13 protein-coding genes and 2 pseudogenes are annotated in these 12,715 nt (G+C 73.2%); 7 read left to right on the top strand and 8 right to left on the bottom strand.

All coding sequences use genetic code 11. The features are described from left to right. Positions 1–113 precede the first annotated feature (113 nt). Positions 114–755 carry a DNA-3-methyladenine glycosylase gene (locus AC3EQ1_RS26205; RefSeq protein WP_432096803.1) on the bottom strand — a complete coding sequence of 214 codons (642 nt, stop codon included), beginning with the start codon at positions 753–755 and terminating at the stop codon, positions 114–116. Between the two features lie 150 nt (positions 756–905). On the opposite strand from AC3EQ1_RS26205, the gene AC3EQ1_RS26210 reads away from it, so the two are divergent. The 3 genes from AC3EQ1_RS26210 to AC3EQ1_RS26220 all read left to right on the top strand — a co-directional run bounded on the left by AC3EQ1_RS26210 (position 906) and on the right by AC3EQ1_RS26220 (position 3,022). After that, positions 906–1,688 carry a sporulation protein gene (locus AC3EQ1_RS26210; protein WP_432096804.1) on the top strand — a complete coding sequence of 261 codons (783 nt, stop codon included), beginning with the start codon at positions 906–908 and terminating at the stop codon, positions 1,686–1,688. Between the two features lie 79 nt (positions 1,689–1,767). Then, positions 1,768–2,307 carry a YbhB/YbcL family Raf kinase inhibitor-like protein gene (locus tag AC3EQ1_RS26215; RefSeq protein WP_432096805.1) on the top strand — a complete coding sequence of 180 codons (540 nt, stop codon included), beginning with the start codon at positions 1,768–1,770 and terminating at the stop codon, positions 2,305–2,307. Positions 2,308–2,518: 211 nt separating this feature from the next. Further along, positions 2,519–3,022, top strand: a complete 504-nt coding sequence (locus AC3EQ1_RS26220; protein ID WP_432096806.1) for an HNH endonuclease — start codon at positions 2,519–2,521, stop codon at positions 3,020–3,022. 113 nt (positions 3,023–3,135) lie between these two features. Here the strand turns inward: AC3EQ1_RS26220 and AC3EQ1_RS26225 are convergent, their stop codons facing one another. The 4 genes from AC3EQ1_RS26225 to AC3EQ1_RS26240 all read right to left on the bottom strand — a co-directional run bounded on the left by AC3EQ1_RS26225 (position 3,136) and on the right by AC3EQ1_RS26240 (position 6,391). Further along, positions 3,136–3,903 (bottom strand): sulfite exporter TauE/SafE family protein, encoded by a 768-nt coding sequence (locus AC3EQ1_RS26225; RefSeq protein ID WP_432096807.1) that lies wholly within the window; start codon positions 3,901–3,903, stop codon positions 3,136–3,138. 60 nt (positions 3,904–3,963) lie between these two features. After that, entirely contained in the window at positions 3,964–4,917 is a 954-nt protein-coding gene (locus AC3EQ1_RS26230; RefSeq protein ID WP_432096808.1) for an SPFH domain-containing protein, read from the bottom strand. Positions 4,918–5,009: 92 nt separating this feature from the next. Continuing rightward, entirely contained in the window at positions 5,010–5,420 is a 411-nt protein-coding gene (locus AC3EQ1_RS26235; protein WP_432096841.1) for an NfeD family protein, read from the bottom strand. Between the two features lie 179 nt (positions 5,421–5,599). Then, the gene (locus AC3EQ1_RS26240) at positions 5,600–6,391 is read right to left on the bottom strand and encodes an ABC transporter ATP-binding protein (protein ID WP_388855494.1); all 792 of its coding nucleotides are present in this window, start codon (positions 6,389–6,391) and stop codon (positions 5,600–5,602) included. Between the two features lie 111 nt (positions 6,392–6,502). Between AC3EQ1_RS26240 and AC3EQ1_RS26245 the strand changes: the two genes are divergently transcribed. After that, complete coding sequence (locus tag AC3EQ1_RS26245) at positions 6,503–7,315, top strand: hypothetical protein (protein WP_432096809.1); 813 nt, start codon at positions 6,503–6,505, stop codon at positions 7,313–7,315. Between the two features lie 222 nt (positions 7,316–7,537). On the opposite strand, the gene AC3EQ1_RS26250 is transcribed toward AC3EQ1_RS26245, so the two are convergent. The 3 genes from AC3EQ1_RS26250 to AC3EQ1_RS26260 form a co-directional block, all read right to left on the bottom strand. Further along, the gene (locus AC3EQ1_RS26250; protein ID WP_432096810.1) at positions 7,538–7,783 is read right to left on the bottom strand and encodes a chaplin; all 246 of its coding nucleotides are present in this window, start codon (positions 7,781–7,783) and stop codon (positions 7,538–7,540) included. Between the two features lie 144 nt (positions 7,784–7,927). Further along, entirely contained in the window at positions 7,928–8,578 is a 651-nt protein-coding gene (locus AC3EQ1_RS26255; protein WP_432096811.1) for a response regulator, read from the bottom strand. Next, a complete protein-coding gene (locus AC3EQ1_RS26260; protein WP_432096812.1) occupies positions 8,571–9,722 on the bottom strand; it encodes a GAF domain-containing sensor histidine kinase in 1,152 nt (383 codons plus the stop codon). The genes AC3EQ1_RS26255 and AC3EQ1_RS26260 overlap by 8 nt, the downstream gene beginning before the upstream one ends. 449 nt (positions 9,723–10,171) lie before the next feature. On the opposite strand from AC3EQ1_RS26260, the gene AC3EQ1_RS26265 reads away from it, so the two are divergent. The 3 genes and pseudogenes from AC3EQ1_RS26265 to AC3EQ1_RS26275 all read left to right on the top strand — a co-directional run. After that, positions 10,172–10,870: an SDR family NAD(P)-dependent oxidoreductase gene (locus AC3EQ1_RS26265; protein WP_432096813.1), complete on the top strand. Its 699-nt coding sequence runs from the start codon at positions 10,172–10,174 to the stop codon at positions 10,868–10,870. Further along, a pseudogene (locus AC3EQ1_RS26270) lies at positions 10,867–11,121 on the top strand (S-adenosylmethionine:tRNA ribosyltransferase-isomerase); the annotation flags it as partial. The gene AC3EQ1_RS26265 and the pseudogene AC3EQ1_RS26270, both read left to right, overlap by 4 nt. A 618-nt stretch (positions 11,122–11,739) precedes the next feature. Then, a pseudogene (locus tag AC3EQ1_RS26275) lies at positions 11,740–12,390 on the top strand (S-adenosylmethionine:tRNA ribosyltransferase-isomerase); the annotation flags it as partial. Positions 12,391–12,715 lie beyond the last annotated feature (325 nt).

Raw genomic sequence — 12,715 nt, forward strand, 5'->3', positions numbered from 1 at the left:
TGCCGTAGTGATGGTTGTGCCGCTTGCGGGTGGTCCGGGGTGGCCGTACGGCCTTCCCGAAGCACTGCCCGTTCAAGCGGCTCGGGCTACGTTAGGCGGTCGTCCAACCGGAGTCAAGCCCCGCTCGGGCGTCGGCGGCGTGGCGTGTGGGCCCGGTAGGGGCTCACCGTCGGGTCGCCCTCGATCCAGAACCGCCAGGGGTGGGTGGCGCCTTCGCCGCCCACACCCGTCCGGGGGCCGTTGCGCACCCGGTCCACGGACGCGGGTGCGCCGGTCAGGACTCCGAGGGGGGCGTCCGGGCCGGCGCAGATGTCGAAGCCGTTGAGGCCGCGGTCCACATCCAGAGCCGCGGCCAGGCGGGCGGGCCCCTTCGCCAGTTCGTTCTCCTTGCGGGCGGCGGGGCGGCGCTTCTGGGCCAGTTCGGCGCCCGTGGTGATCTCACCCGCCCGGAGCAGCACCCCGCTCGCGGTGCCGACCGGACCGCAGACGAGGTTGAGACTGAACCACATCCCATAGATGAAGTAGACGTACGCATGGCCGGGCGGACCGAACATCGAGGCGTTTCGCGCGGTGCGACCGCGGTAGGCGTGGGAACCGGGATCCGTCGAGCCGTTGTAGGCCTCGACTTCCGTCAGACGCAGTTCGATCGGGCCGTCGGGGGACGTACGGACGAGCGTCCGGCCGAGGAGGTCGGGGGCGACCTCCAGGACGGGCCGGTCGAAGAAGTCGCGTGTGAGCGGCGTACGGTGCGGCATGGACTCCGAGCGTAGTTGAACGCGTACGGCCCGGCCGCTGGTCATGCGACCTTCCGCTTGGAAGGCTGAGGTACGCGGAACCAGCGACGGCCGTTCCGCGTATGTACGGAGAGATCACGCGAGAATCAGGCTCTGCCTGGGAGGAAGAACATGGGCTTCAAGAAGCTGCTGGCGAGTCTGGGTGCCGGCGGGGCGTCGGTGGAGACGGTGCTCACCGAGGAGAACGTCGTGCCGGGCGGAGTCGTCCAGGGCGAGGTCCGGATCCAGGGCGGTTCGGTGGCCCAGCAGATCGAGGGCCTGACGGTCGGGCTCCAGGCCCGGGTCGAGGTGGAGAGCGGCGACAACGAGTTCAAGCAGGACATCGAGTTCCACCGGCAGCAGCTGGGCGGGGCGTTCGAGGTGCAGCCGGGGGCCGTGCACGCGGTGCCGTTCGGGCTGGAGATCCCGTGGGAGACCCCGGTGACGACGTTCCTCGGCCGTCATCTGACGGGGATGAACGTCGGCGTCACCACCGAGCTGCAGATCGCGCGCGCCGTGGACTCGGGCGACCTCGACCCGGTCAATGTGCACCCGCTTCCGGCGCAGCAGGCGATCCTGGACGCGTTCGGCGCCCTCGGGTTCCGCTTCAAGAGCGCGGACCTGGAGCGCGGTCACATCCGCGGGACGCGGCAGCGGCTGCCGTTCTACCAGGAGATCGAGTTCTTCGCGCCGCAGCAGTACCGGGGGCTGAACCAGGTCGAGCTGACCTTCGTCGCGGACGACCGCGAGATGGACGTCATCCTGGAGATGGACAAGAAGCCGGGCCTGTTCACCGAGGGCAGCGACTCGTACCGGGCGTTCACCGTCGGTCTCCACTCCTTCCAGGAGACCGACTGGGCCGCGTACCTCAACCAGTGGCTCGCCGAGGTCGGCGGCCGTCGCAACTGGTTCTAGTCACACCCCGGCGCCCGTGGGAGGCCGACGACAGGATCTAGGCTCGGAGGGCAAGATCCACCGAGCAGGAGGTTTTGACGTGACCGAGCTCAAGAGGCCGCCGCTTCCGCATGACTTCCACCCGTCGGTGCCCTCGTTCACCGTGGTGAGCGAGGACATCGCGCCGGGGGCCACGCTGAGCGACGCCCAGCTGCACGCGGGTGGGAACACCTCGCCGCATCTGCGGTGGGAGGGCTTCCCCGCGGAGACCGAGAGCTTCGCGGTGACGTGCTTCGACCCGGACGCCCCGACGGGCAGCGGGTTCTGGCACTGGGTGCTGTTCGACATCCCCGCGACGGTCACCGAACTCCCCGCAGGGGCGGCGGGCGGCGCGTTCGAGGGACTGCCCCCGGGTGTCGTGCACGCGCGGAACGACTTCGGCACCAAGGAGTTCGGCGGTGCGGCGCCGCCGCCCGGAGACCCGGCCCACCGCTACGTCTTCACCGTGTACGCCGTGGACACGGAGAAGCTGGGGCCGGACGCGGACGCCTCTCCGGCCGCTGTGGGCTTCAACCTCCGGTTCCACACCCTGGGGCGGGCCCAGCTGATCGGTGAGTACGGCGCCCCGGCGGGGAGCTGACCACCGGATCCGCTTCCGCTTCGGCACGCCGCTGCTGCCCCGGCCACCTCTCCGGTGGCCGGGGCAGTCGTCTTTTCACCGCGCCGTCGCCCGCCGTACAGGAAATTGCGTTGTCCCGACCGGGGCGTCCGGCCAGAGTTGATCCAGCCCGCCGAGCGGGGGGCGGCGCCGCGGAGCGGCACATGGACGACTGCCGGGAGGGTGGGCCGGGATGCGCGAGACCCTGGTGCTGAATGCAAGCTTCGAGCCGCTGTCGACGGTGACGCTGCGACGGGCCGTGGTGCTGGTGATGCAGGACAAGGCCGTGGTGGAGCAGGCCCATCCCGGGCTGCGGATCCGGGCCGCGGCGGTCGATCTGCCGGTGCCGCAGGTGATCAGGCTCTGCCGGTACGTCCGGGTGCCGTTCCGAAGACGGGCGCCGTGGTCGCGGCGCGGGGTCCTGGTGCGGGACCGGCACCGGTGCGCGTACTGCGGGCGCCGGGCGACGACCGTGGACCACGTGGTGCCGCGTTCGCACGGCGGTGGCGACACCTGGCTGAACACGGTGGCGGCCTGCGCCGAGGACAATCACCGCAAGGCCGACCGGACGCCGGAGCAGGCGGGGATGCGGCTGCTCGGCAAGCCGTTCGAGCCGACGCCCTCGGACGCACTGCTGCTGGCGCTGGGCGTCTCGGGCCGGGAGGTCCTGCCGGATTGGCTGCCGCTGCCGGCCTGATCGGGGCCGACCTGAAGGGGGCCGACCTAGTGGGGGCCGACCTAGTGGGGGCCGGCCTGATGGGGTCGTCCTGATCGGGGGCGGCCCGGCCGCCGGGGTCGTCCGGTTGCTGTTCAGCCGAGCAGCAGCTGGACGATCGCGGCGATGCCGACGGCGACGATGACCCCGCGCAGCACGGTCGGGGGGAGCCGTCGGCCGACCTTGGCGCCGATCTGGCCGCCGACGGCCGAGCCGGCGGCGATGAGCAGCACGGCGTACCAGTCGAAGTCGGCGACGAAGAGGAAGAAGACGGCGGCGACGCCGTTGACGATCACGGCGAGGATGTTCTTGACGGCGTTGATGCGCTGCAGGTCCTCGTGGAGCAGCAGGCCCATCAGGGAGAGGTAGAGGACCCCCTGGGCGGCTCCGAAATAGCCCCCGTACATGCTCGCCAGGAGCAGGCCGACGAGGAGGACGGGGCCGCCGTCGGGGTGGGCGTCCGTTCCGTTCTGCTCCCGGTGCCGCTGGACGGCGCGGGAGAGCCGGGGCTGGAGGACGACCAGGACGAGGGCGATGGCGATCAGGGCCGGCACGATCGCGTCGAACGCCGCCGAGGGCAGGGTGATCAGCAGGGCGGCGCCGGTGAGTCCGCCGATGAGCGCGGTTCCGCCGAGGCGGAGGACGCGTTGCCGCTGGCCGCTCAGTTCGCGCCGGTAGCCGATGGCGCCGCTGATGGCGCCGGGGACCAGGCCGAGGGTGTTGGAGACGTTCGCGGTGATCGGCGGCAGTCCGGTGGCCAGCAGCACCGGGAAGGTGATGAGCGTGCCGGAGCCGACCACAGTGTTGATCGTGCCGGCGCCGATGCCCGCCACGAAGACGGCGACTGCCTCCCAGATGCCCACGCTGCTCCCTCACTCGTGATCGGTGCCCGCTGCACCGATCATGCCCGAGGGCCGGAGGTGTCAGTCGATCGGGGGCTGCTCACGGCGCGGACCAGGGGTCTTGGCGATCGGGGTGCTGCCCCCGCCACCGCCGCCGCCCATGGGTCCGAAGTTGCCGATGGCTCCGCTGAGCCCCTTGAGGGCGTCGCCGATCTCGCTGGGCACGATCCAGAGCTTGTTGGCGTCGCCTTCGGCGATCTTCGGCAGCATCTGGAGGTACTGGTAGGAGAGCAGCTTCTGGTCCGGGTCACCGGCGTGGATGGACTCGAAGACCGTCCGGATCGCCTGGGCCTCGCCCTCGGCGCGCAGGGCCGCGGCCCGGGCCTCACCCTCGGCACGGAGGATGGCCGACTGCTTCTCGCCCTCGGCGGTGAGGATCTGGGACTGCCGGATGCCCTCGGCGGTGAGGATCGCGGCGCGCTTGTCACGGTCGGCGCGCATCTGCTTCTCCATCGAGTCCTGGATGGAGGTGGGCGGCTCGATCGCCTTGAGCTCGACGCGGTTGACGCGGATGCCCCACTTGCCGGTGGCCTCGTCGAGGACTCCGCGGAGCGCGGCGTTGATCTCCTCGCGGGAGGTCAGGGTCCGCTCGAGGTCCATGCCGCCGATGATGTTGCGCAGGGTGGTGACGGTCAGCTGCTCGATCGCCTGGATGTAGCTGGCGACCTCATAGGTCGCGGCCCGGGCGTCGGTCACCTGGTAGTAGATGACGGTGTCGATGTTGACGACCAGGTTGTCCTGGGTGATCACCGGCTGCGGGGGGAACGGCACGACCTGCTCGCGGAGGTCGATCCGGTTGCGGATGGAGTCGATGAAGGGGACGACGATGTTCAGGCCCGCGTTGAGGGTGCGGGTGTAGCGGCCGAAGCGCTCCACGATGGCGGCGCTGGCCTGCGGAATGACCTGCACCGTCTTCATGAGTGCGATGAAGACGAGCACCACCAGGATGATCAGGACGATGATGATCGGTTCCATGGATGCTCTCCGTACCCCTTCGGTTGCCTGATGATCAGTCTGTCAGAGATCGGTGGTCCGCGTCGGCCGTTCCGGTCCGCCCTGGCGGAGCGTCATATGACCACGGCCGTCGCGCCGTCGATCTCGACGACGTCCACCTGCTGGCCCACTTCGTACACCTGGTCGCCGTCGAGCGTGCGGGCCGACCAGACCTCGCCCGCCAGCTTGATGCGGCCGCCGCTGCCGTCGACCCGTTCGAGCACGACGGCCTGCTTGCCGCGCAACGCGTCCACGCCACTGGCGAGTTGGGGACGCTGCTGCCGGTGGCGGGCCGCGATCGGGCGCACCACGGCGATGAGCGCGACGGAGACGAGTACGAAGACCAGTACCTGGGGCACGGTCCCGCCGCCCAGCGCGGCGACGACGGCGCCCGCGACGGCTCCGACCGCGAACATCCCGAACTCGGGCATCGCGGTCACCACAAGGGGAATTCCCAGTCCGACGGCGGCGATCAGCCACCACACCCATGGATCCACGGGTTCATGGTAGGCGTGGTGACCTCGTCGCGGACAGTGGTCACTCAGGACCCGTTGACCGAAGGCATGGCCGAAAGACGGCGGTTGGGGGCGCGCGACGCGGCCGGGCCCTCGGGCGGGCGGTCCGCCGGGGCGGCCGGTGGGCCACCGCGGGCGGGGGCCGCGGGTCAGGACAGCGGCAGCCCCTGGGCGGTCCAGCGGTGGCCGTTGCGCTCGACGACGAGCGGCAGCCCGAAGCAGAGCGAGAGGTTGCGGGAGGTCAGCTCGGTCTCGACGGGGCCGGCCGCGAGCACCTTGCCCTGACGGATCATCAGGACGTGGGTGAAGCCCGGCGGGATCTCCTCGACGTGGTGGGTCACCATGATCATGGAGGGCGCGAGCGGGTCGCGGGCGAGCCGGCCCAGACGGCGGACGAGGTCCTCGCGGCCGCCGAGGTCGAGACCGGCCGCCGGCTCGTCGAGGAGCAGCAGCTCCGGGTCGATCATCATGGCGCGCGCGATCAGAGTGCGCTTGCGCTCGCCCTCGGAGAGGGTGCCGAACTTCCGGTCGAGATAGTCGTTCATGCCGAGGACGTCGAGGAAGGCGCGGGCGCGCTGCTCGTCGACGGCCTCGTAGTTCTCGTGCCAGTGCGCGGTCATGCCGTACGCGGCGGTGAGCACGGTCTGCAGCACCGTCTGGCTGCGGGGGAGCTTGTCGGCCATGGCGATGCCGGCCATGCCGATGCGCGGCCGGAGCTCGAAGACGTCGACGCCGCCGAGCTTCTCCCCCAGGATCTGTGCGGAACCGGCCGTCGGGAAGAGGTAGCTCGAGGCCACGTTGAGAAGGGTGGTCTTGCCCGCACCGTTGGGGCCGAGGATCACCCAGCGCTCCCCTTCGGCGACCGACCAGGAGACCTGGTCCACCAGAGCCCGGCCCTCGCGGACCACGGATACGTCCACCAGCTCCAGTACATCGCTCATGAGCGCGTTTTCTCCCATGCAGTCTCGGATGTCGCGTGTGCGCCCCGTCGGCGCAGCCCCCAGGGAAAACCTACGCCACCGCCCGACGGGGCAAGTCCCTAGGCTGGTCCCATGCTCACCGAACCCCGCTCAGGACGGCTGGCCGCATGGGGAAATGCCCTTTTGGCCGGACTTATCTCCCCCGATGACGCGGTGCACCGCGTGGTCGCGGAGGACGCACCGCACCGGATCGACGGGCTGCCGGGCGAGGACGGCCCCGTCGGGCTCAGCCTGGGGCTGGGGCGGCTGCGGGCGCTGGGGACGACCGGACTGCGGGTGGCGCTGCCGGTGGCGGGCCATCCGCTGGGGCTGAGCGGGCCGCCGGACTTCAACGCACGGGCGCTGGCCGCGCAGGAGGCGGTGATCGCCACCGGCGGGCATCCGCTGGGGCTGGTCCCGGAGGTGTACGAGGCGGGGCCGGGGGGTGCGGCGGCCGACGCGGACGTGCACCGCGAGGTGGTGTGGCACTGCCTGCCCGTACGGGACGCGCCGCCGGCGGACGTGCCGTCGCTGGGCGAGGCCGAGCGGGAGCTCGCGGAGGCCCTGCGGGACGCGACGGAGCTGCTGTCCCGGCTGGACGTGGCCGGGTCGGGGCCGGTGGCCCAGGCCGCGCTGGAGGCCTACCGGGCGCGCTCGGAGCGGGGGCGGGAGGTGCTGGCGCCGGGCTATCCGCCGCGGGCGGTCCGGGTGCTGGAGCTGGCGCAGCGGGTGGGGGCGCTGATCGCCATCGCCCAGGGTGCGCAGGGTCCGCAGGAGCACGGGAGCGCGGTGAGCGCTTCGCAGATCGCGGCGCGGGCGGAGGCGCTGCGGCCGGTGGAGCGGACGGCCCGGCGGGCCCAGGTCGCCGCGTACAACGCGTATGTGGAGGAGCGGGAGCGGCACTGAGCGGTGAGGGGTACCGACCGGGCCGGAGGTCCGGGGGGCGCCGCGACAACCCAGGCTGCGGTCCCCGGACTGCGGGTCCCCGAGCGGCAGTGGAGACATGCGTCACGTCGTCGCTGGTGCCGGCACGCTCCGCGCACGGCCCCGGACGGACCGTGAATGCAGAGGGCGGAAGGCCCCGCGGAGCGGATCCGCGGGGCCTTCGGGCGCGAGTGCGCGTGCTGATCAGCGGTTGACGGCCTCGTTGTCGAACGCCGTGTTCATCGCGCCGATCACGCTGACCGTGTTGCCGGAGACATTGACCGGGACGTGCACCGGCGCCTGAACCAGGTTGCCCGAGAGCACACCCGGCGAGCGCAGGGCCTCGCCGTTCGCGTGCGCACCATCGGTGGCGGAGGCCACACCGGCGCCGGCGGCGACGATGCCGCCCGCGACCATGGCGACGGCAGCTGCCTTCTTCAGGTTCTTCACTTTCTTGACCCTCCTCGCGGTTGCCGCGGCCAGTCGCCGCGGCACGCCATGGAGAACGGCCCGCTGCCCGCCGGGTTGCGCCGGCCGGGCTACTTACACCCGACAGTATGAATCTCAGTCCGTCATGGAACCGGCGCCGTGCGGTCAGCCGGTCACGCCGTGGCGTACGGCCCACAGCGCCGCCTGGGTGCGGTCCGCCAGGTCCAGCTTCATCAGGATGTTCGACACATGCGTCTTGACCGTCTTCTCGGACAGCACCAGCGCGCGGGCGATCTCCCGGTTGGAGCGGCCGTCGGCGATCAGCGCCAGCACTTCGCGCTCCCGCTCGGTCAGCGCGTTGCCGCGGCCCTGCGCGCCGCCCGCCACCTCCTGGGAGAGCAGGGCGCCCGCCACCTCGGGCTGGAGCAGGACATGACCGGCGTGCACGGAGCGGATGGCCCCGGCCAGCGCCTCGGGGTCCACGTCCTTGTAGACGTAGCCGGCGGCACCGGCCCGGAGCGCGGGGACGACGGTGCGCTGCTCGGTGAAGCTGGTGACGATCAGCACCCGGGCGGGGTTCTCCCGGGCGCGGAGCTGCCGCAGGGCCTCGATGCCGTCGGTGCCGGGCATCTTGACGTCCATCAGCACCACGTCGGGGCGGAGTTCCTCGGCGCATGCGACGCCCTCCGCGCCGTCGGCCGCCTCCCCCACGACCTCGATGTCGTCCTGCACCTCCAGGAAGGTGCGCAGACCACGGCGGACGACCTGGTGATCGTCGACGAGCAGCACACGAATGCTGCGGCGGGGCTCAGCCACCGGGCACCTCCATCTCGATCACGGTGCCCCGTCCGGGCTCCGACTCCACCGTCAGCCCGCCGCCGACGCCGCTCGCCCGGTCGCGCATCGACACCAGGCCGAGGTGGCGTCCGGCGCGGCGCACCGCGGAGGGGTCGAAGCCGCGGCCGTCGTCGGCGACCCGCAGGACCGCGCCCTGGCCGTGCCGGGCGAGGGAGACCGCGACCTCTTCGGCGGCCGAGTGCCGCAGCGCGTTGTGCAGGGCCTCCTGGGCCACCCGGAGCACCGCCTCCTCCTGGGACGCGGGGAGGGCCCGTACGTTCTGGGCCGCGAAGGTGACCCGGGCGGCGTGGGCGCGGTCGAGCACCTGCACCTGGGTGCGCAGGGTGGCCACCAGGCCGTCCTCGTCCAGGGCGGCGGGGCGCAGCTCGACCACGGCGGCGCGCAGTTCGTCGGCCGCTTCCGCCGCGAGGTCCGCGACCTGCTGGAGCTCCCCCTTGGCACGGGCCGGGTCGCGGTCCACCAGGGCCGCCGCGGCCTGTGCGGTGAGGCGGAGCGAGAAGAGCTTCTGGGCGACGGCGTCGTGGAGCTCGTGCGCCAGCCGGGCGCGCTCGCCGGCGATGGTGAGTTCGCGGCTGCGCTCGTACAGGCGGGCGTTGGTGAGGGCGATGGCGGCGTGCTGGGCGAGGATGCCGAGCAGGGCCTCGTCGTCCTCGGTGAAGCCGCAGCCACCCTCCGGTTTGGGGCACCGCTTGTTCGCCAGGAACAGCGCCCCGAGCACCTCGTCGCCGTCGGCGACGGGCAGGCCGAGGAAGTCGGACATCTCGGGGTGCGCGGCGGGCCAGCCCTCGAACCGGGGGTCGGTGCGGACGTCGGCCAGCCGCTGCGGGGTGGCCTCCTTCAGCATGGCGGCGAGGATGCCGTGCTGGCGGGGCAGCGGGCCGATCGCCTTCCACTCCTCGTCGGTGACGCCGTCCACGACGAACTGGGCGAAGCCGCCGTGATCGTCGGGGACGCCCAGGGCGGCGTACTCGGCGTCGAGCAGCTCCCGGGCGGACGCCACGATCGTGTGCAGCACGTCACGGACTTCGAGGTGGCGGCTCATGGCGAGCAGCGCGGCGCTCACCGCGGCGAGTCCCGATCCGGGCGCGGAACCGATGGTCATGGGCTCACGGTACCGGCGGGGCGGCCCGGTGGGATCGGACCGCGGAGGCAGGGGCCTCGGTCCCCCGGCCGAGGCCGTGGAGAGCCGGAAGTCCTAGGTCCTGTCGGATGCGTCCCGCGCGGGCGGGGCGGTGTCCAGGCTCGCCGCCTTGCCGGGCTCGGCACAGCCCCGCTCCCGTCCTCTCCCCCTGGGCCTGGCGGCCCGGGAGGTGCCCCCACCTGGGCCTGGCGGCCCGGGAGGTGCCCCCCCACTCTCCGCCCGGCGGTCGCCCGCACCGGACACCGCCGCTGGGCCCTCCGAGCGGACGACGCCGTATGGCGCGCGAGGCCTAGGGCGAAGGCCCTTGAGCGGTCCCGCCCCGTGGCCGAGGTGCCGGGCGCGGCGGCGTTCCTACGGTGAATGCACGGTCCGCCCACGAGGGCGGCGGCACGGCGAAGGGGATGGGCCACATGCCGGTTGCGATCATCACAGGTGCGTCGAAGGGGCTGGGCCGCGCGCTGGCGGCGGCGCTCGCCGGGCGCGGCTGGGATCTGGTGCTGGACGCGCGGTCCGCGGGGCCGCTGCGGTCGGCCGCGGAGGACCTCCGGGCCGGCGGGAGCCGGGTGACGGCGCTGCCGGGGGATGTGACGGACGCCGCGCACCGGGCGGATCTGGTGGCGGCGGCGCGGGCGTTGGGCGGCCTGGATCTGCTGGTCAACAACGCGAGTGCGCTGGGGGCCGAGCCGCTGGTCCGGCTGGACGCGCTGCCGGTGGCGGGCCTGCGGGCGGCGCTGGAGACAAATGCGGTGGCGCCGCTGGCCCTGGTGCAGGAGGCGCTCGTGCTGCTGCGGGAGTCCGCCGGAAGCGTGCTGTCCGTCAGCTCGGACGCGGCGGTGGAGGCGTATCCCACCTGGGGCGGCTACGGGGCGTCGAAGGCGGCGCTGGACCAGCTGTTGGCGGTGCTGGCGGAGGAGGAGCCGGGGCTGCGGGTGTGGTGGGTTGACCCCGGGGACCTGCGGACGGACCTCTACGCGGCGGCCGTCCCGGACGACGCCCCCTCCGGCCGTCCGCTTCCGGAGAGCGCCGTCCCGGCCCTGCTCGGGCTGATCGACGGGGCGGCGCCGAGCGGCCGGTACTCCGTACCCGCGCTGCAGGCGGTGGTCCGATGACCGTGTTCGAGGCCCTGCGGGTGCCCGAGGAGCTGTCGGCCCGGATCCCCGCCGAGCAGCGCGGCCCGGGGCTGGGCCGGGACTCGGTGCGGCTGCTGGCCGGACGGGGCGCGGCGCTGTCGCACCGGTGGTTCCGGGACCTGCCGGAGCTGCTGGGCGCCGGGGACGTGCTGGTGGTGAACACCTCGCGGACGCTGCCCGCGGCGGTCGACGGGCGGCTCGGGGACGACCGGGGTGAGCCGGTGGTGGTGCACTTCTCGACCCACGGCGGCCCGGACCGCCCGGGATCCGGGCCGGACGGGGAGTGCTGGTCGGTGGAGCTGCGGAGTCCGGACGGCAGGGGGAGCACGCTGCTGCGGGCCGTGGGGCCGCGGGGCGCTCTCGTCCGGCTGCCGGGCGGGGCGCTGCTCCGGGTCGAGGAGCCGTTGAACGGGCCGGGCTCCCGGCTGTGGTGGGCCACGCTGCTGGCCCCGGGGGCCGGGGGCGGGCAGTCGGCACCGGGGGACGCGGGGGCGCGGGCTTCCGGTACGGGCACGGGGGCCGGCGGGCGCGAGGGCTCCGGCGTGCGGGCGGGAGCGGGCGCGGGGACGGGATCCGGCGCGCCGACGGGCTTCGGCACGGGCACCGGGACGGGAGCCCGTCCGCAGCCGACGGGCTTCGGTACGAGCTCAGGGACGGAATCCGGCGTGCGGACGGGCTTCGGCACGGGCGCGGGCTCCGGCCCGGAGGCCGAGGGCGCGGGCTCCGGCCCGGGAGCCGAGGGCGCGGGCTCCGGCCCGGGAGCCGAGGGCGCGGGCTCCGGCCCGGGAGCCGAGGGCGCGGGCTCCGGCCCGGGAGCCGAGGGCGCGGGCTCCGGCCCGGGGGCCGAGGGCGCGGGCTCCGGGGGTGGGCCTGCAGGGCCGGTCACGGGGGTGTCGGCCCTGCTGCACCGGTACGGGCGGCCCATCCGGTACCGCTACACCGAGCGGGACCAGCCGCTCGCCGCTCACCAGACGGTCTTCGCCGCGCCCTCGCCCGACGGGGACGGTTCGGCGGAGATGCCGAGCGCCGCCCGGCCCTTCACCGCCGCGATGGTGGCGGAGCTGGTCAGCCGGGGTGTGCAGTTCGCTCCGGTCACGCTGCACACGGGGGTGGCGTCGGCGGAGTCCCACGAACCGCCGTACCCGGAGCGCTTCGCCGTGCCGGAGTCCACGGCCTGGCTGGTCAACGCGGCGCGGGCGGGCGGTGGCCGGATCGTGGCGGTGGGCACGACGGCGGTACGGGCCCTGGAGTCGGCGGCCTCGCCGTCGGGTGTGGTGCGTCCCGCCGCCGGCTGGACGGATCTGGTCGTCACCCCGCGGCGCGGTGTCCGGGCCGTCGACGGCCTGCTGACCGGGCTGCACGAACCGCAGGCCTCCCATCTGCTGATGCTGGAGGCCGTCGTGGGCCGGGAAGTGCTGCGCCGCAGCTATGAAGCGGCGCTGGCCCACCGCTATCTGTGGCACGAATTCGGCGATGTGCATCTGATGCTCCCCGGCTGATAAACAGGCCCGGGGCAACTTTCCCGGTCCACCGGAACGGCCCGCGGAAGACCATCCGGCCTTCTGTCGGGCCTTCCGTGCGTCTCCGGGCGGCGCCCGGACCCGTTGAACGGGCCGGGACGGCCTGGAATCGGGCCCGGAATGGGCCGCTGTGGCCGCGGGCCGTCGCGGATCACGGCGCAGCCAGAAAATCGGCGACGCTGGGTGCCACCCCGGATTCATCCGGTGAAATCCACCCGGGCCGAATGTGAGCCCGCACATAGGACGCACATCACTTACGACCTGCCTTAGTGGATGCATAAAGGTCGGGTGAGCGGTGACGGAA

Source organism: Streptomyces sp. bgisy100 (assembly GCF_057709105.1).